Here is a 22,658-nt window from a genome sequence, read left to right as displayed (position 1 = left end):
AGAATCTATTCGGCGGCCAGCACCTTGGAGCGGCCGGCGGTCCAGGGGTTTTCCGGCCGCCTGAGGCCGAGATTCTCGCGCAGCGTCCTGCCTTCGTAGGCGGTGCGGAACAGGCCCCGGCGCTGCAGCTCGGGGATCACCAGGTCGACGAAGTCGTCGAGCGCGCCAGGCAGCCAGGGCGGCAGGATGTTGAATCCGTCGGCGGCGTCGTTGCCGAACCATTCCTCCAGCTGATCGGCGACCTGCACCGCGCTGCCGATGACGGTGTAGTGGCCGCGGGCCGTCGCCACCCACTGGTAGAGCTGGCGGATGGTGAAGTCGTGCTCGTCGGCAATCTGGCGGATCAGTGACTGGCGGCTCTTCATGCCTTCGGTTTCCTTGCTCGGCGGCAGCGGTCCGTCGAGCGGATACCCGCTGATGTCGAGCGTCTGGCCCGCCAGCCCGTTGAGCAGGGCCACGCCGTCCTCGGGCAGGATCAGGTCGTTCAGCTGCTGGTACTTGGCGCGGGCTTCCTCTTCGGTGCGGCCGACGAAGGGAGCTACGCCCGGCATGATTAGTACCTGTCCGGGATCGCGGCCGACCGCCGTCACGCGCGCCTTGATGTCGCGGTAGAACTCTTGCGCCGAGGCGAGATTCTGATGGGCGGTGAAGATGACCTCAGCCGAATGGGCGGCGAGCCTGCGGCCGTCCTCCGACTGCCCGGCCTGCACCACCACCGGGTGACCCTGCACCGGGCGCGGCACATTGAGCGGACCTTTGACGCTGAAATGCCGGCCCTTGTGGTCGATGTCGTGAAGCTTGTCCTTGTCGTAGAAGCGCCCCGACTTCTTGTCGCGGATGAAGGCATCGTCTTCCCAGCTGTCCCACAGCGCCTTGACCGTCTCGACATGCTCATGCGCCCGGGCATAGCGCTCGGCGTGGGCAGGCTGCGTCTCGCGATTGAAATTGCGCGCGGTCTCGTCGCCCGCCGAGGTCACGACATTCCAGCCGGCCCGGCCATTCGACAGCAGGTCGAGCGAGGCGAACTTGCGGGCGAGCGTATAAGGCTCCTCATAGGTGGTGGAGGCGGTGGCGATGAAGCCCAGATGCGTGGTGAGCGGCGCCAATGCGGCGAACAGCGTCACCGGCTCGAACCCGGCGATCTTGGCATTGCCGCCTTCGCGGGCGCCGAGGCCGACGGTCAGATTGTCGGCGAGGAAATAGGCGTCGAACAGGCCGCGCTCGGCGGTCAGCGCGAGCTGCCTGTGGAACTCGAAATTCGTCGCGCCGTCGGCCGGCGCGTCAGGATGGCGCCAGGCTGCGATGTGCTGTCCGCCACCGGGCAGGAAAGCACCAAGCTTGATCTGCCTGGACTTGCTGGATCTGGTCATTGCGGGTTCCTTCTGAGCTGTGCGGAAAGGGAATCGAGGGGCACTGACGGGTGTTCAGGCGGCAAGACCAACGCTGCGGGGCACCACCCGGCATGCTTCGGCGACCGCTTGCCTGGCGCGAGCATGGATGGCTTCGGACACCAGCACGCCGTTGGCGAAGTCCTTGTCGGAGGCGTAGATCGCGGTCGGCAGGGTCAGCGCCTCGAAAAAGCCGAACAGCGGCCGCAGCTGATGTTCGACAACCAGCGAATGACGATCGCCGCCGCCAGTTGCAGCAAGGATGACCGGCTTTCCCCTCAGGGATGACGGGTCGAGCAGGTCGAAGAAATGTTTGAAAAGCCCGGTGTAGCTGCCTTTGAAGGTCGGCGAGCCAATCACCAGGACATCGGCGTCCAACAATTGCTCGACGATGTTCCTGGCCGACGGATCCAGCTCGCCAATGCGCCTTGCCTGCGGGAAGGACCGACCGAGATCCTCGATGTCGAAAACGGTCGAGGCTGCACCGGTGCTGCTCGCCAGCTCCGCGACGATGTGGCCGATGAACGCCTTGGTCTTCGACGGACGGGTCAGGTTGCCCGACAGCCCCACCACCAGCTTTTTCGACATTTTGGGTTCCTCGCAAAACGGCTTCTGTGCATTAACTCTACTGAGTTTATAGAATTAGATCAGAAAGAAGATTTCAAAACGAACCCGCCAAGCGGATTGAGTTTGCGGCACATCGTCGTCGATTGGTTCTTTCGACGCGAAATGCGAACGCCGAGTTTGACAACGGCGCCTTGACCGCATTCCGGCCACGCGTTGATGATCTCAAGCACCAAAGCCATCGGCCCGGGGGATTCGCATGAAAACAGCCGTTCTGACGTATCTGCTGCTGGCCTGTTTGCTGGCTTCGTCGGCGCAGGCGGGATGGAAGCCGGTCGAGAAGGTCGAGACCTACGCCGTTTCAGGGCAAACCGGTCCCCAGCTCCACGCCTCGATGGGCGAGCGCGGGCCGATGATCGGCAAGGGCAAGGTCCGCGCCATGGCCTACACCAATTTCAAGCTGACCTGGGTCAGGGACTATCAGCGACAAGGCAACGCCTGCGTGCTGGTATCGGCGCGGCCGAAGCTCATCATAACCTACACCTTGCCCAAAACGTCCGGGCCGGTGCCGGCCGCCGTGCAGAAGAGTTGGGACGTTTTCGCCGCCGGCCTCGCCGCCCACGAAAAGGTGCATGGCGACCTCATCGTCGACATGGTCCGCAAGATCGAGACGGCAACCATCGGCCTGTCCGTCCCCGACGATCCCGGCTGCAGCAAGATCAGGACCGAAATGACCAGGCGGCTCGCCGAACTCTCCCAGGCGCAGCGGCAGGCAAGCCGCGATTTCGACCGGGTAGAATTCGCCCCGCGCGGCAATCTGCAGCATCTCATCGTTAATTTGCTGATGGGGCGGTAGGGGAATCATCGCAAAGCTGGCGGGACAGCGCCCCCCTCTGTCCTGCCGGACATCTCCCCCACTTGGGGGGAGATCGGCCGTCATCTTTGATTTCGCCAATCGCCAACCTCGAAAAAGAGGCGCTGTCGGCGGAACTGCCAATCTCGCCACTTGTGGGGGAGATGTCCGGCAGGACAGAGAGGGGGGCGCCGTAGAGCACAGGCCTCGCCTCACCCCGCCACCGGCGTCCACATCACATCCTCGACCCGCATCGCCCCCGTCGCCAGCATCACCAGCCGGTCGAAGCCGAGCGCGGCGCCGCTCGCCTGCGGCATTATGGTGAGTGCGGCGAGGAAGTCTTCGTCGATCGGATAGCGTTCGCCATAGATGCGCTCCTTCTCGTCCATCTCGAGGATGAAGCGCCGGCGCTGCTCGGCGGCGTCGGTCAGCTCGCCGAACGCGTTGGCCAGCTCGATGCCGCAGCAATAGAGCTCGAAGCGCTCGGCGACCCGCGGATCATCTGCGCTCGGCCGGGCAAGGGCGGCCTCCGAAATCGGATAGCCGTAAAGGATGGTGGCGCGCCCCTGCCCCAGCGCCGGCTCGATCTTTTCCACCATCACCCGGCTGAACAGATCTGCCCAATTGTCGTCGGGCGCGGTGCGTAAGCCCGCCTTGACCAGAGCCGCATGCAGCGCCTCCTGATCGGTACTGCCGTCGGCGGCCACCGTGGCCAGCAGGTCGATGCCGGCATGGCGCATGAAAGCATCGGCGACGCTCAACCGTTCGGGCTCGGCGAACGGATCGGCCGCGCGGCCGCGAAAGGCGAAACGTTTTGCACCCGCGCGCTCGGCGGCCAGCGCGATAAGCCCGGTGCAGTCCTTCATCAGGCTCTCATAGGTCTCGTTAGCCCGGTACCATTCGAGCATGGTGAAGGACGGATGATGCAACGGGCCGCGCTCGCGGTTGCGATAGACGGCGCTCAGGCTGAAGATGCGCGTCTCGCCGGCGGTGAGCAGCTTCTTGCAGGCGAATTCCGGCGAGGTGTGCAAATAGAGCGGCAGACGCTGTCCGTCCGGCCCGATCGCCTCGGTGGCGAAGGCCGACAGATGCGCCTCGTTGCCGGGCGAGACCTGCAGCGCCGCCGTCTCGACCTCGATGAAATCGCGGCTGGCAAACCAGTCGCGCAGGGCCGCAGTGATGGCATTGCGCAGGATCAGCCGCGGCCGCCTGTCGGCGTGAACATCAGGCGTCCACCAGGGCGAGGCGGCGGTCATGACGACAGGATTTGCATGGAGGACTGGCGATTGCCGCCAAGATGCGCTAGGCCGCACCGAACGGCTCCCGCAGCCGATTTGCGCCGTTCGGCGCTCCCAGGCCAGTCAACGCTCTTAGGAATAAAGCCCGTGAAGGTCATCGCCAGTTCCCTACGCAAAGGCAATGTCGTCGAAAAGGACGGCAAGCTCTATGTGATCCTCTTTGCCGAAAACATCCATCCGGGCAAGGGCACGCCGGTTACCCAGCTCGACATGCGCCGTATCTCCGATGGGGTGAAGGTTTCGGAGCGCTACCGCACCACAGAGCAGGTCGAGCGCGCCTATGTCGAGGAGCGCGAGCACACCTTCCTCTACCGCGACGCAGAAGGCTTCCATTTCATGAACCCGGAAAGCTACGACCAGGTCGCGGTGCCGGAAAGCGTGGTCGGCGAGATGGCGCCCTATCTCAAGGAAGGCATGGCGGTGCAGGTTTCCCAGTACAATGGCATCGCCATCTCGCTGGTGCTGCCGCAGCGCGCCACCTTCGAGGTGGTCGAGACCGAGCCGGTGACCAAGGGCCAGACGGCGTCCTCGTCCTACAAGCCGGCAACACTGTCCAACGGCGTGCGCACGCTGGTGCCGCCGCACATCACCGCCGGCACCCGCGTGGTGGTGATGACGGCCGATGGCGCGTATGTGGAGCGCGCCAAGGATTGAGGCTGGTGGATCGCTTGCGGGCGACAGGCCTCGCGTGCTGGAAGCAGGCTGGGCGCGCGGCGGCTAGTAGCGGGAGCAAATCGCGTACACAGCTGCCAGGTATGTGAATGCAATCGTGACGTAGGAGACCGCGAGTTCGGCCACGATGGAGGTGATTTGAAGCAGCGTCACCGGAAAACCCTTTGTTAACCCTAGCTCGCACATACGCGTTAATCCTGTCTCTTAACAGTCCCCTATAAGTTAAGTATCGGTGAGCGAGGCCCGCCACGGCGCCTGATCGTCGCAGAATGCCAAAGTAGAGGCCCAACCCGCGTTTGCCCCATGCCATGACGCGCCGGGAAGAGTCTGCTTCACTGGACTGTGCAGCGGGTTTACTGGACAGTGCAGCGGGGAATTCAGCCAAGGATGAAACCCGCTATCAGAACCGTAAGGATCATCGACAGCGGAACGGCAAGAAGGCAGCACGCCTCTAACCTGTTGATTTGCCAACGGTTCATCAAGCGCTTCCCAGTTGGTTTCCTATCTAAACGGGCAAACCGGGACGGCAGTTCCACGGAAATGCCCGGCGTCATCCACGCCAGTTCATCGTGCTGATTGGCGCCAACCCTTATTCCCGGTCATCCAGCGGGCACGCGCCAGATGCGTCGCCCAGGCCCGGAATGCCCGTTCCGGCTCCTGGTTCGGATCAATATGCAGAACGCTGCGGGCGACCTCACGCCAATCGGCGCCGTCCGCCGAAGCATCGAGCAGCCGCATGTAAGTCAGCATGCAGTGCTCGTCATACGCGGTCAGCACCGAAGACGTCGGCGCCACGTCTGCGAAATCAGGGTCTAGCGGTGGCTTTGGCATGGCGATCTACCAGCAATGGCGCACCGTAACAGGCCGTCGAGAAGCCCGCGCCCTTCAATTGGAGGACGCTGGCCGATCGAGGCCCGCTGCGCGCCCCGAAAATCAGGATGCGGCTTAGCTACATTCGCTTCTGGGGCTTTAGATGAGCCCATAGCACTGCGGCGGCAAACAAGAGCGCAAAAATAAGCGAGACATTAGAAATCGGATGGGTGCTGGACACAGCCGCCGCTGCCGCAACAATGCCGACGATCGCTAAGATTGCCCCCAAAACAACGCCCATGAAACGCATTGCCAACCCTCACATCTCTTGGTCAGGCAGGCAGCCTCTGATGGCATGACAAGTTCATAGCGCCCGCCCCGTTTGCCCTCTACCCCCGCGGCCGCCGCATCAGCATCATCCCGTAATGCACCGCCAACAAATCCAGCCCGATCTTGAGCAGTTTAGAGACCACATCCCGCGGCTCGCCGGTCTGTTCGGCCAGGCTTTTTACCGTTTCGCCGGCGCAGCAGACTTTTTGCACCACGCCCGACACCTCCCAATGCGCAAGCGCCCTGGTGGCGTCGGCATAAGAGCGGCCGGCGGACAGGATGCGGTCGGCAACGCCGCCGCCGATGCGGCCACCGTCGACGCGCTCGGTCAGCGCCATCGGCTTGACACCGTCCTGCGCCGAGACACGAAAATCCTCGCGGTAGCGCATACCCGCCTCGCGCTGCTGGCGCGACAGCGAGGTGATGCCGGTCAGCGGGTCGACATTGCGCACCCGCACAATGCCGCCGGTCGAGCTGTCATTGGAAACCTCATAGATGCGCTTCGCCTCCAGCGTGCCGGTCGCCAGCCGCTTGCGGCCGAAGGCGTCGTCCTTCAGCGCGAAATCATGGCCGACCTCCTTGCGGATGCGCACCTGCTCGGCCTCGCCTTTTGCCAGTTTGGGTGCCTTCGGCGCCTTGACCTTGGCGGTCTTCTTGCTCATGGACAGTCTCCTCGTTTGATTTGCTGCCTTTGCAGAACCTGGGTTCCTCGCCCCCACGCAGTGGGGGAGAGGAACCAGGCCGCCGTGCTTGGCGAGAAGAATCTCGACCGATGCCGCTCACGCTGCATCCGCGAGAGCCGTACGGCGATGGTCGCAGAATCGTGCCGCGTGATAGGCGCAGTAGCTTTTCAGCGGCCGCGTGCGCAGGCCGCAGCACAGCATGTCCAGTGCCGGCCGGCTGCCCGGTGCGTCGTTTTCGGGACCTTCCTTGAGCGTCAGATCGAGCGGCGCGCGGCAGCGGTTGAACAGGCAGTCGATGAAGCGCATGGCCGCGACATGCGGCGGGCGCCCGACGGCTGCAACGGCGCGCGGTGCCGGCACCTTGAGGGCCTCGGGCCCGTGGATCTCGCGCACGAACTGGCGCTGCGGCAGCCAGACCGGCGGCGCCAGCCTGGCCGGGGTGCGGGCGATGCTTTGCAATTCCGTGTCGGTATAGACGGGCATGATGTTGATCCATTGAAAGGTTGAGTAGATGCCGAAGCTGCGTCCCTCTCCCGTTCACGGGGAGAGGATGCCGGCAGGCAGGTGAGGGGCAGCGCGACGTCGCCGATTGCCTCTCCCCAGGTCATTGCCGGCACTGCCCGAGCAGCCCAGCGATGGTGCCGCCCCGCCTGCCGGCACGGGGAGAGGGACGCAACTCCGGCGGCCGAGCTTCGCCTCGGCCGCCTCGCTTGTGGCGCCGGAAACCGCCCTGCCCGTGCACCGGTCGAAGACGATGACCGTGCCGTCCTCGGTGCGGATGCACGAAAGGCCGGCATTGCACTTGCGGAAATTCGTGGCCGGAGCCGTGCGGGGAACGGCTCCGGCCGTTCCGGTAGCCTGCGATGACGGCAGGGTGACCGGAGCCGAGGCGCTAGCCTCGGGCTTCGTCCCGGCCGGGGAGGAGGGCAGCCGGGACGGATGGGAAAACGGGATGGAGCGACGTGACTTGTGCATGGCCGTATATAAGCATAACTCAAAAAATTATGCAAGCCATTCTTGCATGGACGAAACCGATTCTTATGTTTCAGATGGCGCCATGGCGAAAACCTCATTGTCGATCAAGGTCGGGGCGGCGATCCGCAAAGCGCGCAAGCAGCGCGGCCTGGTGATGCGCCACATTGCCGAGCACAACGACACCGACGTCGCCGCCGTCGGCAATTGGGAAACCGGCCGCAACCTGCCAAAAACCGAGAACCTGCTGAAGACCGCCGCCTTCCTGCGCGTCGACCCGGTGGCGCTCGGCAAGGGCGAAGTCGTCTTCCTCGACGACGCCGACAATGTCGCCGACGCCGAGATCGTCACCGACGCCGCCCCCCTGCCCGCCGGCCCGATGGACATCGAGCTTCTCGGTGCGGCGGTCGGCGGCGACGACGGCGACTTCACCTTCAACGGCGAGGTCGCCGGCTATGTCCAGCGTCCGCCCGGCATCCCCCATTTGCGCAAGGTGTTCGCGCTGCATGTGCTCTCCGACTCGATGGTGCCGCGCTACGAGCCCGGCGAGATGCTCTATTGCGGCGGCCGCGACGCCGTGCCCGGCGACCACGTGGTGATCGAGATGTTCCCCGAGGAACACGAGCGCAACGGCAAGGCTTTCATCAAAAAACTGGTTAAGCGCACCGCCGCCGAGCTGGTCGTCGAGCAGTACAATCCGCCGAAGACGCTGACCTTCAACCGCTACGCAATCCAACACGTCTGGCGCGTCATCCCGCTCAAGGAACTGCTGGGGTACTAGGGCGGCGGCGGAGCGCGCTCCCTTCTCCCCCTGTGGGGCAGGGCAATCGCATTTGGATTCTTACGAAGATGGACCCCCACCCTAACCCTCCCCACAAGGGGGAGGGAACGCTGCCGCGCGCCTTTACTTTCCCCTTGGCGCCGAAAGGCAGGCAATTTGCCGAGGTCAGCGCCAACGGAAGTCTCCCTCCCCCTTGTGGGGAGGGGTTAGGGGTGGGGGTACATCGTAGAGCGAAAGCCTCGGCTTTCCACCTGCGATAGCCCTGCCCTGCGGGGAGAGGGCGTCTCCGCCATCAAGCCCGCCTGGATCTCTCCAGCGGAATCTCGCGCTCGCCAAGCATTCGCGCTTCGGCGCGGCGCTGCTGCTGCTCGTCGATGAACGCCGCCTGGATCGAGATCGCCGCGCCCGGCAGCCCGTCGGCGCGGCAGGCCGAGCAGCGAAGGCGCCCCGAAAGCGCCGCCAGCGGCGTCTGCGCGGTCACCCCGAAGCGCTTCAGCTCCGCCGGCTTCCACCATCTGTTGCGGCCGCAATCGATACACTCGACCGCGATCGAGACGACCTCGGCGATCGTCGCTTCCTTGCCCGGCAATGCCATCGTCCCTAGCGCCTCAGTTCCTGTTTTGTTCACATCATTAGGGGTTTTTCCCGAAGAGTCGAGTCAGTTCCGCTCACACCCTGCAAAAGTTTAACTTGTGTCAATTTTTGAGTTATGCTTATATATCGTATCGACGGATAACGCCGCCGCGCACGATCGGATAGGCGGCAGGACCGGGCATCCGCCGCGGCCGCCAACAAGGAGACGAAGATGGACGCTCTCTCCGCCCAGTTCGCCCGCGATTGCGGCTATACCGGCGACAGTCCGGCCATGCTGGCGGCCTTCGCGGCCATCCGTCTCGACGGCATAGGCAAGGCCCGCCTGGGCCATGACCAGCGCAAAGCGATTGTCGACCGGCTGAAGCATGGCGAGGCGCTGTTCCTGGCGGCGATCCGCCCGGCGCAGTCGGCCGAGGAGGCGATCGAGGACGCCGCCCGCTTCATTGCGCTGTTTCGCAACATGCCACGCTGGCGCCAGGAAAGGCGCGGCGCCGATCTCGCCCGCGCCAGGCAGCAGCGGCTCCTGGCGCGCTTCTTTCGCCGCTACGGCCACCGCCTCTGGGCACGGCAGGCGGCGTAAGCTGGAGGTCGCCGACGCCATCAGCCGCGAATGCCTGGCGCCGGTCGCCCGCGACGCGCCTGTCGCGCATAGCTGGACCGCACTTGCCGTCACCAAATCCACACCGTATGTCCACTCGATGGGCGAGATCAAATTCCGTCGCGCGCAAGCGCACGATCTGCCGGCGATTGTCGCACTGCTTGCCGACGATGCGCTCGGTGCTGGTCGGGAGGACCCGTCGACGCCGCTCGCGCCGTCCTACCTCGATGCGTTCCGAGCAATCGAAGCCGATCCCAACCAGGTGCTAGCCGTGGCTGTCGAAGCCGGGCAAATGATCGGAACCCTGCAGCTCAGCTTCATTCCAGGTATTTCCAGGAAAGGCGCCTGGCGCGGCCAGATCGAAGGCGTTCGCGTCGCGCGGCAATGGCGGTCTCGCGGCGTCGGCAAGCAGATGATCGAATGGGCGGTTGAAGAATGCCGTGCACGCAACTGCAGCTTCGTTCAGCTCACGACCGACAAGAGCCGACGGAAGGCGCACGCTTTCTACGAGGGCCTCGGTTTCACCGCCAGCCATCTCGGCTACAAGATGGCGCTGTAGCGCTCGATCGGCTGATTGCCGAAGTCGGCGCTGCCCCTTGCATGTTCGGATTGCGGCTATTTGTGCAAGATAGCTGTACTCCCCGACGGATGGCCGTCCGCCGGGGAGTGGACGGATGGGACCGTACGCCCCTTGGTGTGAGCCGCGGATGAGCAAGGTCCATTCGTTCTCACATTGGTCCTGAACAGATGATGGGGAGCAAGTCCCGCATGCAAGGCAAGGTATTGTCCGAACCGAATGCGACGCCGCCAGTCTATGCCGGCATCGACGTGTGTAAAGAGTGGCTGGATGTCTACGTCCATCCGGCCGGCAAGAGCTTCCGCGTCGCCAATGACAGTGGCGGACTGCGGCGGCTGAAGCGCCTGCTCGGCGAGCTTGCGGTGAGGCGGGTGGTCCTGGAGGCGACGTCCAAATACCATCGGGCGGCGCAACGCTCGCTGCACGAGGCGGGATTGGCCGTGGCCGTCGTCAACCCGCTGCGCGCTCGGCTCTTTGCCGAAGCCTGCGGCCAGCTCGCCAAGACCGATAGGATCGACGCCAGGCTGCTGGCCTTGATGGGGGTCGCACTCGAACCGGCCGAGACGGTACCGGCTTCGCTTGCGATGGAAGCATTGCAGGAAATCGTCGGCGTGCGCGGTGCCGCCAGTGCCGAACGCACCGCGCTCATCAACCGCTTGGCGACACTCCAAAGCCCCTTTCTGCGCGCCGAACTCAAGCGCAGACTGCGGATGATCGAACGCCACCTCGTCCGTCTCGAAACCGAAACCGCTCGCCTGATCTCGGCCGACCCCGCCCTTGCCCGCCGCCACGCCATCTTGGTGTCGATCCCGGGCATTGGCCCGATCACGGCCACCGCGCTGCTGGTCGGTCTCGCCGAGATGGGCACGCTCAACGCCAAACAGGCGGCCATGCTGACCGGCCTCGCCCCCGTCGCCCACGACAGCGGGCCGCGTCAGGGCCGCCGTGCAATCAAAGGCGGACGCAAGGCTGTCAGAAACGTCCTCTACATGGCGGCGCTGTCGGCAAGCCGCTACAACAAGGACCTTGCCGCCTTCGCCGCACGCCTGCGCAACGCCGGAAAGGCCGCAAAGGTCATCCTCGTCGCCGTCATGCGAAAGCTCGTCGTCATGGCCAACGCACTCATCGCCCAAGACCGCTTCTGGAGCCCAATCGCCCCTTGACAACAAACACAGATGCTCATCCGCCTGCCGGCACCTTCTCCCCGTATAGTGACGGGGCGAAGGGGGCTGTCCGCAACCTCGGCACTTTCCTGCAACGTTGGTGATTGGCGAAACCATCGATGAGAGCGTCCTTCTCCCCGTCCCTATACGGGGAGAAGTGCCCGGCAGGGCGATGAGGGGCAGCGCAAACCTCAAGCGATTGCCCTCCACCTGCCCTCCACGCTCCTTGACAATCCACCCGCAATGTTCTCTTTATGTTCCATACAAACCTCAAGACATGCGGCGTTCGAACCGCCGCGGGCGAACGGGCCGGATGGAAGCCAACATCCTCCACGCGGATCTGGATGCCTTCTATGCCTCGGTCGAACAGTTGCTCGACCCGGCCCTGCGCGGCAAGCCGATCGCCGTCGGCGGCGGTGTGGTGCTGGCCGCTTCCTACGAGGCCAAGGCCTTTGGCGTGCGTGGCGGCATGCCGGGGCGGCGCGCCCGGGAACTCTGCCCCGGGCTGATTTTCGTCGGCGGCCATTTCAAGGATTATCAGCGGCTCGGCGACGCGGCCATCAAAGTGCTTGGCGATTTCACGCCGATGGTCGAGCGGATCTCCATCGACGAGGCCTTCGCCGACGTCGCCGGCTGCACCCATCTGTTCGGTCCGCCGGCCGAGATCGCCACAACCATCCGCCGCCGCGTGCGGGCGGAGCTCGGTCTGCCGATCTCGGTCGGCGTGGCGCGCACCAAGCACCTGGCCAAGATCGCCTCGCAAGTGGCCAAGCCCGACGGGCTGGTGGTCGTCGATCCACGCCACGAGTTGGCGTTCCTGCACGATCTGCCGGTCGAGCTGATGTGGGGCGTCGGCCCGGTCACCAGGGAGCGGCTGGCCGGCATCGGTGTGCGCACCGTCGGCGAACTGGCGAAGACGCCTGGCTGGTCGCTGGAGCGCCTGCTCGGGCCGGCGGCGGGCGAAAAACTCAACGCGCTGGCCTGGAACCGCGATCCGCGCAAGCTCGAGACGCAGCGCCGGGCGCGATCGGCCGGCGCACAATCGGCGCTCGGCAGGAAGCCGGCCGAGGCAAAAATCTTCGTGCCGGCGCTGCTGCATCTGGCCGACAGGGTCGCCACCAGGCTGCGGGCGAAATCACGGCCCGGCCGCACGGTGGCGGTCCGCGTCCGCTTTGCCGATCTGCGCTCGGTGACCCGCTCGATCTCCCTCGACCAGCCGATTTCGGCAACCGCCATGCTGGCCGAAATCGCCGAGGCGCTGGTGCGCAAGGTGCTTGTCGATCATCCGCACGAAAAGACCATCTCGCTGCTGGCGATCGCCGTCTCGCATCTGGAAAAGCAACCGGCCCTGCAGCTGGAACTGCCGCTCGGCCTCGATGACGACGGGCGCCGCCCCGGCACCAGGAAGGGCGCGGCGCGCTGGACCGCCGACCGCGCCATCGACAAGATCCGCGACCGTTTCGGCTGGGAGGCGGTCGGCTATGCCTCGGTCGCGCTCGGGCAGTCGCGCTCGGTCCCCGACGCGTTTCGAGAGCTGGCCGAAAAGGAATTGTGAGCCGCGATTACTCTTGGTCGCAAATCGCCGGAATGACGTTCTTGGATCCAGTTCGTTGTGCACCGGTTTTTGGCATCAACCGGATAGGGCAGCACCCGCTCGCAAATTTTCTGCGTCTTCTGGTCGTCAGACCAAAAGCGTTGCGCCGCCCCAGGCGATCAGGACGATGCCGGCCGCCCGGCCAACCCGCTGGCCGGCAGGAAACGCCTTTTCTACCAGCACCAGAATGGCGAGCCCGGCAACCCACACCAGGTTCATGATGCCCCCCACGAACAACAACGCCATCAGCATCCAGCAGCATCCGACACAAAACGCCCCGTGCAGTGCGCCCAAAACGCAGCGCGCCGAGTGCGTGGGGACGCCAGTGTCGGGCAAGGAACGCCGTCGGTGCCCGGCAATGCGACAGGCAGGCGTTCTTGAGCGGCGAGAGCTGATAGAGGCCCGCGGCGATCAGGACGATGGCTGAAAGCCAGCGGCTTTGTGAGCTCATCAGCGTCGCGGAAGCGAAGGCTTCGCGTTCGAGCAGCCGATGCAACGCGGTCGCCGCAACGGAGAACCCCAGCCAGACCAGGAGGTAGCCTGCCATAAATACGCCGGTGGGCGCGAGCTTGTCCTGGATCTGGCCCTGTGCGAGCGCATGGCGATGCACGCTCGCATAGAGCAGGATGGTCGGCGCCGCGCTCGGCGACATCATGGCGATCATCATGACCCACCACATGGCGATCATCAGCGCCCAGTTCGCGGCCCCCCAGACCCGCGGTTCCGTCGCTGCGGCCATCGCGCTCATGTCCATGCCGGGCATGTCCATGCCAGACATATTCATGCCAGACATATCCATGCCGGGCATATCGGAGGTCACGCCGGCAGTTTGCTGGTGGGGGAACAGCGCGAGCCTCGACATCTCCCACGCATTCATGCCGAGCCCTGCACCGGCGACGATGTAAAGCCAGGCCAGCAGGCACAGCGCCACCACGCCCGCAATCGTGATGACGCGGTCGCGTCTGAGCAGGCGTTCCAGTGGCGACGCGCCGTTCATGCGAGGCGTCAGGCCCGCACCACCCCGTGATTGTTGAGATGCAGCCGCGCGAACTGGCCGTAACTGTCCTTCGTGGTCACCTGAACCGGGCCGCTGGTTGTGCTCGAAGCACTGCCGATCTCGGCGACCGCATATTCGAAGCCGTTCGGCAACACGATCTGCGCGCGCGAGTCCGCACCCGTCACCTTGTTGCGGATCGGTTCGCCGACCGTTTCGATGTAGTCCTTGACGAAGATGCGGCCCCTGCGGCCGTCAATATCGAGGTCGAGATCGATCTTCGTGAACACCGGCTCATTCATTTTTGTCACGGTTGAGGCGTAGACGGCGAACATCGTCGCGAACGGGTCGGTGTCCTGGCCGGTCATGATGCGCAGCAGCGCGTTACGCTGCCGGTCGGTTGCATTCTCGTCGACGAAAGCGATGGCTTCGCCATTGCCTTCGTGGATCGCGCCAGGCCATTTGAAGATCGCGGCGATCCGCAGGCCATCGAGAGCGGTTTCGCCATGATGACCCTCATCGATCTGAATGCCGGCAACGGCATGGCAATGGCCTTTGTCGGGCAACGCATTGAATTGACAGTTGCAGCCATATTCGCAGGTGCAATTGACGAGTTCGCGTCCCTTGATTTCCCAAGACGTCACGCTGTCCTCCCTGATGTCGAAATATTAGACCATCAACATACACCTGGACTCTTCCCTCTCAAAGGCGCACCCTTAAAAATGCGAAACCCAAGCGAGAGTTTCGTCCAATGCTTCACATGCTTGACTTGCGTCGGTGATTGTCTGACCTATCCGGATACTTCCGGCTGGGCAGACCTCATATTGTGTCGCCTATCCGTGATCAGGCTACGGCCTAAGGCACGTTGCAGCCCGTTCCGGATCAACTGGGAGGTAAACAACATGCCTGATTTTCAGCGCAGAGAACTTCTTGTTCAAGGAAGCGCGGCTCTTGCCGCAATTGCTGCTCTCTATACCTCGCGTCGGGCTTACGCTTTTCCAACACGGCCGAGCGAGGAGGTTATTGCGTGGCTGGACCAGCCGACCGAAAATCCCGATCCGGTCGGTATCCAGAAGCAGCTTGTCTGGGAGGATTTGGATAGCTGGATAACTCCAAACCACAAGTTCTTCAGCATCTCGCATTTCAACCGGCCAACGATCGACGAGAAGACATGGTCCATGGAGATCGGAGGCCTGGTCAAGAAGCCCTTGAAATTGACGCTCGCCGACATCAGGGCGCGACCGCGGCAGGAGGTCGTTTTCACAGTGGAATGCTCGGGCAACCACGGGTTTCCCTTTTTTACCGGCGGCATCGGCAATGCCCGCTGGGCAGGGACGCCGCTCGCCCCGATCCTCGAGGAAGCCGGCGTTATGGAGAAGGGCATCGAGGTCGTCTTTTTCGGTACTGACAAGGGCGAGGTCCCGATACGCGACGTCAAGATGCAGCAGAACTTCGCTCGCAGCATGTCACTCGCCGACGCGATGAATCCCGACAATCTGCTCTGCTATGAAATGAACGGAGCCGCCTTGCCGCCGGCCAATGGTTTTCCGCTGCGGCTGATTGCTCCCGGCTGGTACGGGATCGCCAACGTCAAGTGGCTGGAACGCATCGAGGTTCGCGACACCCGCTTCATGAGCCTTCTGATGGCCCGTGACTATGTCACCATCCGGGAGGAAGAGCACAACGGCGAGACCGTGTGGACCGAGAACTCAGTCGGCCGGGCACGGATAAAGTCCGCGCCTGCAAAGGTCACCCGGAAGGATTCAGACTACCGCGTCATTGGGGCAGCTTGGGGGGCACCGATCGACCGGGTCGAAGTGCAAATCGATCAAGCGCCATGGGCACCGGCGACCATTGACCGCAGCGAGGAGGCCGAGCACGCCTGGAAGATTTGGTCCCTGGATTGGGCAAATCCCTCTCCTGGAGAACACACGGTGACCTCGCGCGCGGTCAGCACCACGGGACAAGTTCAACCGGCAATGGACGATCCCTTGATTGCCAAGAAACACACATACTGGGAAAGCAACGGCCAGGTGACGCGCCGCGTGCGTGTCGACTAAGAACTACGCGGGAAGGTGAAGCAGGCAGCGCCTGATCGCAGACTGTTTGTCCAAGCAATCTTTAGGTCCGCTTCGGCAGGCAAAATGGACGCGCATCGTAGATGCCCGGAACGACCGCTTCGGGTGGACTGGCGCGATTCGTCTCGTCCATGGGGACATGGGACGGCCGGAATACTGGAAATCGGTCCCCAGCGTCAGCCCTTGGATGCCGTGATGACCAGCGCCGGCATGTCGAAAGCGACGGCGCCGACCGCTGTCACGAAAGGCATAAGTGCTCGCTCGGCCTCCTCCAGAAGCCGCTTAAACTGCTCGTTGTCCAAAAGTCCGCCCAACGTCCAGATGCAGGCTCTTTCAGTCGAGATCAGCGACTCGATCGAGGCAAAACGGACCGTTCCGCGGTGCCGCTTCACCTCGGCATGCTCTATGCCTGCCTTCGCGCAGAGCGAGAGCAGTAACTCTGCATTGCCGAGAGCAAAGGGCGCGCGGAACGCGTTCGCAACGTCGCTTCCAAACAGCCGTTCAAGCATAGCCGCCACTGCGGCATAGCCGGGCGACTGGTCGAGCGAGTCGCAGACCGCGACGGCGAGCCGGCCGCCGGTCTTAACCACGCGCAGCATTTCCCGCAGTCCGGCTGCTCGATCCTCGAAGAACATCAGGCCGAACTGGCTGACTGCGGCGTCGAAGCTTTCATGCGGGAAAGGAATCTGCTCGGCGCGCCCTTCTCGCCAGTCGATGCGAGTGCTTTTGCGGCGGGCAACGCAAAGCATATCGGGATTGGGGTCAAGCCCGACCACCTTGCCCTCCGCGCGAACGCGGTCGAGGGCCGCGAGCGCCAGCACACCCGTACCGCAGGCGATGTCGATGACGCGGTCGCCCCTCCCTATTCGCGCCTCGGCGGCGACGATGGGCCCCCATTGTCGGAACAGCGCTGGAACGAACAGTGAGTCGTAGATTTCAGCCGGAGTTTTCGATGTCTTACCCCGGTGGGTCTGGACCGCCGCGTCCACAGATCCCGGCGTGGCACCTTCAAGGAACACTGCGTTGGATCGGGCTCCGGCGACGCGAAGCGCCTTCAGCGGCTCGTATTCAGGCGATGAGTACCAGCGCTTGGCATGCTCGGCGTCGGCAAATTCGACGATGACCGGATAGACCGGCTGCCAGTCTCCTTCGACAAGGTCGGATTTCCCGCCCAGCACCAAATAGCGCCCTCCATATTGTTCAACCGTTGCAAAGACCCCTGCCAGATACTGCTCGACTTTGGCTTGGTCGGTGATTTCACGCACGTCGAAGAAGCAATAAGTAGACATGGCCGACCTCCGTTGATCGCATGGACTGCACGGGATGCGCGGTGGATATGCTGTCCGGCGCATAGTAGACTTGGCCATGGGCACGCTCCATGACCCAGCGTCTCAATCGCTTGCCGCAGCGTCCGTTCTTGCGCCATCGCCTGGGCGGCCACCGGAAGAGGCCGTTGCCGATGCCGCACCTTCGGCGGTGCCGGACAAGGATGTGCTTTCAGATGTGCTGCGCGTGATAAAGCTCACCGGCGCGCTTTTCTTCTGGGTCGATGCCTCTTCGCCCTGGAGTGTGGAAGTGCCGCGGGCGGATTCATTTGCCCATCTCATCCTGCCGCGCGCCCAACACGTGATTTCCTACCACATAATCACCCAGGGATCGGGCTCGGTCAGCATCGATGAGGGTTCGCCGATGGAGTTTGCCGAAGGCGATATACTTGTGATCCCGCATGAGGATTCATACGCAATGTGCAGTGCGCCCGGAGTGCGATCAGGTTTGAGCCCGGAAGATTCGCTCGATTTCTTTCGCGCCATGGCGGCTGGACAACTGCCTTTCGTGGTCAACGAAGGTGGCGACGGCCCCCTCCTGACAAGATATGTCTGCGGTTTTCTTGGTTGCGATGCACGGCCGTTCAATCCTCTGCTCGGGGCCCTTCCTCCGCTGATACGCATTCGGCGTGCGGCCGGCGCACCGAGCGATCTGCTCGACCGGCTGATCGAGCTAACGCTGGCAGAGGTGTCCGTTCAACGGCCTGGCGCTGAATGCATCCGCCTGCGCCTCAGCGAACTGATGTTCGTTGAGGTCGTTCGCCGCTATCTTGAGGCACTGCCGCCGGAGCAGACCGGCTGGCTGGCCGGCTTGCGCGACCCCGCCGTAGGCAGGGCTGTTGCGCTCGTCCACGAGCATCCGGCGCGTGGCTGGACAATTGAAGAACTCGCTCGCGAAACCGGCGTCTCGCGGTCAGTCCTTGCGGCCCGCTTCACGCGTCTCGTCGGCTGCCCACCGATGCAATATCTCACGCGATGGCGCGTGCAACTGGCCGCACGACTGCTCACTGATGGGCTGGCCAAAGTCTCGACGGTCGGACGTGATGTCGGCTACGAGTCCGAAGCGGCCTTCAGCCGGAGCTTCAAGAAGCTCGCGGGCGTCTCGCCGGCTGGCTGGCGCGGCGGCCGGCGCGGATAGCCGGGCGGCCGGAGGCCAATTTGAGGAACACAATATGCCCCGACAGACGCCTCCGCGCGCCATCTCCGCACCATTTCCAGCCCTCCCCTACCCCTCCACCGTGCTGATCTCCGCATCGACCAGGCACCAGGGCGCGTAGCGGAAGTCGCGGATCTGGACGACCCGCTCGTCCCGCCATTCGACCAGCATGAAGCCGCGGACGGCGCCGTCCGGCTCCTGCGGGTTGCGGATCAGGATCGCCGGCCGGCCGTCGACGAAGCCCAGTGACAGCGCCCAGTCGGTCGCGCGGTCGTAATTGCCGAAATAGGTCGACACTTCGGCCTTGCCGCGCAGGCGGAGGCGGTTGACGACTTCGAGCTGGATGTCCTCGGCGATCAGCGCCCTGACCGCGTCGAAGTCACGCGCGTTGAACAGGTCGACATAGCGGCGCAGCCGCCGCTCGTCATCGGCGTCGAGCCTGGGCGCGGCCACCTGTTCGGGCTCGGCTGCCAATATGCGCAGCTGCGCCCGCCCGCGATGCAGCGCCGCCTTGGTCGCGGCCAGCGTCGCACCGGTCACCTCGCAGGTCTCGTGCAGGGAAAGGCCGAGCACGTCGACCAGGATCACGGCGCCGCGCTGCGCCACCGAAAGCTGCATGAAGCTGCGCAGGCCGGTCGCCGCGGCGAGCCTGCTGTCGGCGCTGCCGGAAGAATCCTCGATCGTGGTCATGTCGGTCTCGGTCATGCGCGACCTTTCCCGATGGCGCCGGCGCAGATGGTCCTGCGCGGCATTGTGGGCGATGCGAAACAGCCATTGCTCGGGCCGCTCGATCGCCAGGCTACCGTCGACCGCCTGCAGCGCCTTCAGCAGCGTCTCCTGCACGATGTCCTCGCCGTCGATCACCGAACCGGCCATGCGGGCGCAGTAGCGGTGCAGTTTGGGACGCAACCCTGAGAGCATCGCCTCCAGCGCCGGCCGGTCGAATTTTTGTGGGATCATGGCGTCCATTCTATCCGGCTTTGCCGTCCTCAAGCACATGGTAGTTGCCGATGATTCTGGCAGGCGATCGCTTGACCGGGGTAGAGCGTCGCCCCGCATGGTTTTGCGTGAACGCCTCGAAGGCCGCAAGCCCGGTCAGCGCGGATGGTTCATTTCCCTCGCCGACGACGTGGATGAACTCGCCGTCGTCCAGTTCGAGCACGAGATAGCGCACGCTCTGCGGCGCCGTCTCATCCAGCGCCTCGAATACCTTTGCCACCAGCGCGCGATTCTCTTCCAGCGCGGTGTCTTTTACGCTGTAGCGAATGAGTTTGTAGCCCATGGTTCGTCTCCTGATTGGTTGGTCTGAGCAGAAGACGTTTGGCGTTCCCGAAAAGATTCTCACAGGCTATGAATCTTTTCGGCCGCCCGGATCGTCTTCCACCTGTGGACGGCTACGCAGCAGCTATCGAGGAGCAGGAGAGACGACCATGCACATCCAGTTTGCCGAATTGCCGGTATTCGACCAGGACCGCGCCAAGGCGTTTTACACCAGGCATTTCGCCTGCAAGGTCGCGGCCGACGAGAAGATGGGCGATAGCGGCTGGCGCTGGATCGAGCTGAAATTTCCCGGCGCCGTGACGAACCTGCATTTCGTGAGGCGCGCCGACGACACGCCAGGCGCGGAGCCGGTGCTGGTGCTGGTCGACGACGATGTCGAGGCCACGATCGCCGCGTTGAAGGCAGGCGGCGTCGAGATCATCACCGAACCGCAGGAGGCGCCGTGGCAGCCGGGCCGCACGGTGGCGGAATTTCGCGACAGCGAGGGCAATCGCATGGTGATCGGCAGCCAATGAGCGGGTGCAGCTGCTGGGCGGGCCTCTGAATTTTGACGCGCCCATTTGAACGGCTGGAGAAGGTGTCATCAGCGCTGGTTGCTGCGACTGTCAACTACCGGGCAGCGAAATAGACTGATGAAGGGGCAGCTCAGAGTCACGATTTGCCCTTGAAGTTTCCCCCGGAGCGAGAGGTTGAATATCGTCGGAAATGCTCTCTGCGCCGGCCGAGTGATACCCAGTCGCCTCACTTTTCGATAAACCGTGCGGCGGCCAAGGCTCGGCGATCTTGCCGACGAGATCGCCGAGACTGACACCGCCGATACGCTGAAGCAGCGTTTCGACAAAATCGCCGCTACCATGGCGTGCCACGGCTCGGTGCGCTCGGCCGGCAGCTTCGGCCGGAAGAAATGAACGCACTGCTCTGCCAGATGGAAGCAACGCCGGGTTCCGGCACCTGCAATCACGGCCGACCGACCTATATCTAACTGAAGCTTGTCGATATCGAGCGGCTGTGTGGACGGCGGTAGCGCCGAAACGTCGTTTGCAACGGCAATAGCTTGTTCGCATCACTTTCAGGGAGGTAAGGAGCCATGATTTCCGGCGCACACATGATCATCTACAGCACGGATGCCGAGGCAGACCGCGCATTTTTTCGCAATGTTCTGCGTTTTCCAGCAATCGATGCTGGCGAAGGCTGGTTGATCTTCGCATTGCCGCCGGCCGAGATTGCTGTTCACCCGATCGCCGAAAACGACAGCCACGAAGTCTATCTCATGTGCGAAGACATCAATGCCACAATCCAAGAGCTGAAATCGCACGATGTTGAATGCACTTCGGTCACCGATGAAGGCTGGGGCCTGCTTACGCATGTCTCGCTTCCCAGTGGCGGCTCGCTTGGCCTCTACCAGCCGAGGCATCCTTTGGCGCACAAAGCCGGAGCTGCCTAAATGCCGGTTTTCCGTCCGGACGAGCGAAGATCACCTGGCCGGACCTCTCGGAGCTGGCCCGCCGCGACGACGTCGCCATCGCGATGTGGCGCATCAGCGAAGTGTCTCTACGCCGCCGTGCGGCGCATCGGCGCCGGGTAATCACGAACAAGGCCGTGCCCGGCACCTGCCCGGGGCAAAAGGCGAAGATCGTCCATCCACGTCCCTCTTCCTCGGCCAACCGCGCCAGCCGGCGGGCGGTGAGCAGGTTCGCCAGCTTCGATGCCGCGTAGAAGGCGCCGCCAGCCGCCACGCGCGACGAGTGGTCGACGCCGGAATCCTGTTCGGGGTAGGCGAGGAGCCATCCGTCGGCGTGTCGCGGAGGCGGAAACGACGTCTGCTAGGCGGGATCGTGCGTACCGCTCGTCGTGATGATCACGTTGGCGTCATCGGCAAGCCGGGGCATCAGCAGGCGGAGCAGCAGGTAGTGGCCCAGGTGGTTGGTTGCGAACGTCATCTCATAGTCGTCGGCGCTGGGCGCCGACGACGATGTCGAGGCCACGATCGCCGCCGGGCGGCGTCGAGATCATCACCGAACCGCCGGAGGCGCCCTGGCCGCCAGGCCGCACGGTGGGCGGAATATCTCGACAGCGAGGCAACCGCATGGTGATCGGCAGCCAATGAACGGGTGCAGCTGCTGGGCGGGCCAGGCTAGAAGCGGCGGAATGAAGGCGTCGCGATCAGGCAGATTCCGAGCCTACCCCAATGTCATAGAAGGGTGGAATGTTGCCATTCGTCTCGTCGATGGGAACGAGCAAGTAGTGCCATTTCCGGACATTTGCGCAGACCACGACGAAGGTCTCGATCCGCCCAACGCGGCCATTCTTGAGACCGTCTGGCGCCCCGAAAGCGACCAGCGGAGCCGAAACTTCTTATCATTTCCACCTAGGGCAACAGCATATGCTCTTCGACACCCTTGCAGGACGTGCTCCGCTGGAAGCCGCCCAGGAGGTTCCCTCGCGATCCTATTCAGGGCGTCGCGAGGCCGGTTCCGCGACGGGCCGCATCGACGCTCCACGCGCCGCCTCCCGCGAAAAAGAAGTACAGGAAAATGAAGCAGTAGAGGATCGCCGCGTCGCCCTGGTTGACAACCGGAAAGAAGTTTTGCGGCGCGTGCGCCATGAAATAGGCGACCGCCATGTTGCCGGACAGAATGAACGCGACGGGCCGGGTGAAGAGTCCGAGGGCAAGCAGCACGCCTCCGATCACCTCGATCAATCCCTGAATCACAAAAGGCCCCGACAGTTGCATCGGCTCGGGAGCGGGCGGAAAATTGAAGAACTTTTGAGTTCCGTGCTCCAGAAACAGCAGCGCCGACATGATCCTCACGACGCTTAACCACTCCGGAGCCCAGGCCGAAATCTTGTCGAAATTCATCAGTTGGCCTCCATCATGACCCGGTGATTCCGGCCAGCAGGCTGAATTATCAGCGGGTCTGCTCTTCGCAGCGATTTTGCGAAGAGG

General features: G+C 63.6%; 25 protein-coding genes and 1 pseudogene. 12 read left to right on the top strand and 14 right to left on the bottom strand.

The features are described from left to right. Positions 1 to 5 precede the first annotated feature (5 nt). Together AC0NIE_RS16160 and msuE are read right to left on the bottom strand one after the other, a co-directional pair. Positions 6 to 1,370, bottom strand: a complete 1,365-nt coding sequence (locus tag AC0NIE_RS16160; RefSeq protein ID WP_473488952.1) for an LLM class flavin-dependent oxidoreductase — start codon at positions 1,368 to 1,370, stop codon at positions 6 to 8. A gap of 54 nt (positions 1,371 to 1,424) precedes the next feature. Continuing rightward, positions 1,425 to 1,976, bottom strand: a complete 552-nt coding sequence (gene msuE, locus AC0NIE_RS16155; protein ID WP_473488953.1) for an FMN reductase — start codon at positions 1,974 to 1,976, stop codon at positions 1,425 to 1,427. A 235-nt stretch (positions 1,977 to 2,211) separates the two neighbouring features. On the opposite strand from msuE, the gene AC0NIE_RS16150 reads away from it, so the two are divergent. After that, positions 2,212 to 2,808: a DUF922 domain-containing Zn-dependent protease gene (locus AC0NIE_RS16150; RefSeq protein WP_473488954.1), complete on the top strand. Its 597-nt coding sequence runs from the start codon at positions 2,212 to 2,214 to the stop codon at positions 2,806 to 2,808. A gap of 209 nt (positions 2,809 to 3,017) precedes the next feature. On the opposite strand, the gene epmA is transcribed toward AC0NIE_RS16150, so the two are convergent. Continuing rightward, positions 3,018 to 4,061 carry an EF-P lysine aminoacylase EpmA gene (gene epmA / locus AC0NIE_RS16145; protein WP_473488955.1) on the bottom strand — a complete coding sequence of 348 codons (1,044 nt, stop codon included), beginning with the start codon at positions 4,059 to 4,061 and terminating at the stop codon, positions 3,018 to 3,020. 129 nt (positions 4,062 to 4,190) lie between these two features. Between epmA and efp the strand changes: the two genes are divergently transcribed. After that, complete coding sequence (gene efp, locus AC0NIE_RS16140; protein WP_473488956.1) at positions 4,191 to 4,757, top strand: elongation factor P; 567 nt, start codon at positions 4,191 to 4,193, stop codon at positions 4,755 to 4,757. A 582-nt stretch (positions 4,758 to 5,339) separates the two neighbouring features. Here the strand turns inward: efp and AC0NIE_RS16135 are convergent. The 3 genes from AC0NIE_RS16135 to AC0NIE_RS16125 form a co-directional block, all read right to left on the bottom strand. After that, on the bottom strand, positions 5,340 to 5,606 hold the full coding sequence (locus AC0NIE_RS16135; protein WP_473488957.1) for a DUF2285 domain-containing protein: 267 nt from the start codon (positions 5,604 to 5,606) through the stop codon (positions 5,340 to 5,342). Positions 5,607 to 5,974: 368 nt separating this feature from the next. Further along, positions 5,975 to 6,577, bottom strand: a complete 603-nt coding sequence (locus AC0NIE_RS16130; RefSeq protein WP_473488958.1) for a DUF6456 domain-containing protein — start codon at positions 6,575 to 6,577, stop codon at positions 5,975 to 5,977. Positions 6,578 to 6,694: 117 nt separating this feature from the next. Then, positions 6,695 to 7,081, bottom strand: coding sequence for a hypothetical protein (locus AC0NIE_RS16125; RefSeq protein ID WP_473488959.1), 387 nt, complete (start codon positions 7,079 to 7,081; stop codon positions 6,695 to 6,697). 574 nt (positions 7,082 to 7,655) lie between these two features. On the opposite strand from AC0NIE_RS16125, the gene AC0NIE_RS16120 reads away from it, so the two are divergent. Beyond that, positions 7,656 to 8,351, top strand: coding sequence for an XRE family transcriptional regulator (locus AC0NIE_RS16120; RefSeq protein WP_473488960.1), 696 nt, complete (start codon positions 7,656 to 7,658; stop codon positions 8,349 to 8,351). 292 nt (positions 8,352 to 8,643) lie between these two features. Here AC0NIE_RS16120 and AC0NIE_RS16115 read toward each other — a convergent pair whose 3' ends face one another. Beyond that, positions 8,644 to 8,946 (bottom strand): hypothetical protein, encoded by a 303-nt coding sequence (locus tag AC0NIE_RS16115; protein ID WP_123148021.1) that lies wholly within the window; start codon positions 8,944 to 8,946, stop codon positions 8,644 to 8,646. A 210-nt stretch (positions 8,947 to 9,156) separates the two neighbouring features. Here AC0NIE_RS16115 and AC0NIE_RS16110 point away from each other — a divergent pair, with 210 nt between their 5' ends. From AC0NIE_RS16110 to dinB, 4 genes are all read left to right on the top strand, one after another. Continuing rightward, positions 9,157 to 9,525 carry a hypothetical protein gene (locus AC0NIE_RS16110; protein WP_473488961.1) on the top strand — a complete coding sequence of 123 codons (369 nt, stop codon included), beginning with the start codon at positions 9,157 to 9,159 and terminating at the stop codon, positions 9,523 to 9,525. Between the two features lie 118 nt (positions 9,526 to 9,643). Then, positions 9,644 to 10,102, top strand: a complete 459-nt coding sequence (locus AC0NIE_RS16105; protein ID WP_473488962.1) for a GNAT family N-acetyltransferase — start codon at positions 9,644 to 9,646, stop codon at positions 10,100 to 10,102. Positions 10,103 to 10,311: 209 nt separating this feature from the next. Continuing rightward, on the top strand, positions 10,312 to 11,283 hold the full coding sequence (locus AC0NIE_RS16100) for an IS110 family RNA-guided transposase (protein ID WP_473490043.1): 972 nt from the start codon (positions 10,312 to 10,314) through the stop codon (positions 11,281 to 11,283). A gap of 313 nt (positions 11,284 to 11,596) precedes the next feature. Then, positions 11,597 to 12,838 (top strand): DNA polymerase IV, encoded by a 1,242-nt coding sequence (gene dinB, locus AC0NIE_RS16095; protein ID WP_473489792.1) that lies wholly within the window; start codon positions 11,597 to 11,599, stop codon positions 12,836 to 12,838. A 7-nt stretch (positions 12,839 to 12,845) separates the two neighbouring features. Here dinB and AC0NIE_RS16090 read toward each other — a convergent pair whose 3' ends face one another. Both AC0NIE_RS16090 and AC0NIE_RS16085 read right to left on the bottom strand, forming a co-directional pair. Beyond that, positions 12,846 to 13,874: a DUF2182 domain-containing protein gene (locus AC0NIE_RS16090; RefSeq protein WP_473489791.1), complete on the bottom strand. Its 1,029-nt coding sequence runs from the start codon at positions 13,872 to 13,874 to the stop codon at positions 12,846 to 12,848. Between the two features lie 8 nt (positions 13,875 to 13,882). After that, positions 13,883 to 14,515 carry a DUF1326 domain-containing protein gene (locus tag AC0NIE_RS16085; RefSeq protein ID WP_473489790.1) on the bottom strand — a complete coding sequence of 211 codons (633 nt, stop codon included), beginning with the start codon at positions 14,513 to 14,515 and terminating at the stop codon, positions 13,883 to 13,885. A gap of 258 nt (positions 14,516 to 14,773) precedes the next feature. Here AC0NIE_RS16085 and AC0NIE_RS16080 point away from each other — a divergent pair, with 258 nt between their 5' ends. Then, positions 14,774 to 15,931 carry a sulfite oxidase gene (locus tag AC0NIE_RS16080; RefSeq protein WP_473489789.1) on the top strand — a complete coding sequence of 386 codons (1,158 nt, stop codon included), beginning with the start codon at positions 14,774 to 14,776 and terminating at the stop codon, positions 15,929 to 15,931. 194 nt (positions 15,932 to 16,125) lie between these two features. Here the strand turns inward: AC0NIE_RS16080 and AC0NIE_RS16075 are convergent, their stop codons facing one another. Continuing rightward, positions 16,126 to 17,238 carry a DUF1330 domain-containing protein gene (locus AC0NIE_RS16075; protein WP_473489788.1) on the bottom strand — a complete coding sequence of 371 codons (1,113 nt, stop codon included), beginning with the start codon at positions 17,236 to 17,238 and terminating at the stop codon, positions 16,126 to 16,128. A 76-nt stretch (positions 17,239 to 17,314) separates the two neighbouring features. Here AC0NIE_RS16075 and AC0NIE_RS16070 point away from each other — a divergent pair, with 76 nt between their 5' ends. Then, entirely contained in the window at positions 17,315 to 18,412 is a 1,098-nt protein-coding gene (locus AC0NIE_RS16070) for an AraC family transcriptional regulator (protein ID WP_473489787.1), read from the top strand. Between the two features lie 87 nt (positions 18,413 to 18,499). Here AC0NIE_RS16070 and AC0NIE_RS16065 read toward each other — a convergent pair whose 3' ends face one another. Together AC0NIE_RS16065 and AC0NIE_RS16060 are read right to left on the bottom strand one after the other, a co-directional pair. Beyond that, on the bottom strand, positions 18,500 to 19,390 hold the full coding sequence (locus tag AC0NIE_RS16065) for a sigma-70 family RNA polymerase sigma factor (RefSeq protein ID WP_473489794.1): 891 nt from the start codon (positions 19,388 to 19,390) through the stop codon (positions 18,500 to 18,502). Positions 19,391 to 19,400: 10 nt separating this feature from the next. After that, positions 19,401 to 19,712, bottom strand: coding sequence for a hypothetical protein (locus tag AC0NIE_RS16060; RefSeq protein ID WP_473489786.1), 312 nt, complete (start codon positions 19,710 to 19,712; stop codon positions 19,401 to 19,403). A 148-nt stretch (positions 19,713 to 19,860) separates the two neighbouring features. On the opposite strand from AC0NIE_RS16060, the gene AC0NIE_RS16055 reads away from it, so the two are divergent. The 3 genes and pseudogenes from AC0NIE_RS16055 (at position 19,861) to AC0NIE_RS16045 (ending at position 21,155) form a co-directional block, all read left to right on the top strand. Beyond that, positions 19,861 to 20,226, top strand: a complete 366-nt coding sequence (locus AC0NIE_RS16055; RefSeq protein WP_473489785.1) for a VOC family protein — start codon at positions 19,861 to 19,863, stop codon at positions 20,224 to 20,226. Positions 20,227 to 20,490: 264 nt separating this feature from the next. After that, positions 20,491 to 20,693: pseudogene (locus AC0NIE_RS16050) on the top strand (DNA mismatch repair endonuclease MutL); the annotation flags it as partial. Positions 20,694 to 20,798: 105 nt separating this feature from the next. After that, a complete protein-coding gene (locus AC0NIE_RS16045; protein WP_192363337.1) occupies positions 20,799 to 21,155 on the top strand; it encodes a VOC family protein in 357 nt (118 codons plus the stop codon). 379 nt (positions 21,156 to 21,534) lie between these two features. On the opposite strand, the gene AC0NIE_RS16040 is transcribed toward AC0NIE_RS16045, so the two are convergent. Further along, complete coding sequence (locus AC0NIE_RS16040) at positions 21,535 to 21,696, bottom strand: hypothetical protein (RefSeq protein WP_473613766.1); 162 nt, start codon at positions 21,694 to 21,696, stop codon at positions 21,535 to 21,537. Between the two features lie 467 nt (positions 21,697 to 22,163). Next, positions 22,164 to 22,571, bottom strand: a complete 408-nt coding sequence (locus AC0NIE_RS16035; RefSeq protein WP_095491142.1) for a DoxX family protein — start codon at positions 22,569 to 22,571, stop codon at positions 22,164 to 22,166. Positions 22,572 to 22,658: the final 87 nt, after the last annotated feature.

The sequence above is a fragment of the Mesorhizobium sp. WSM4842 genome (genome assembly GCF_055901575.1).
Note: the sequence above shows the minus strand (reverse complement) of the source record. Positions and strands in the feature narration are given on the sequence as shown.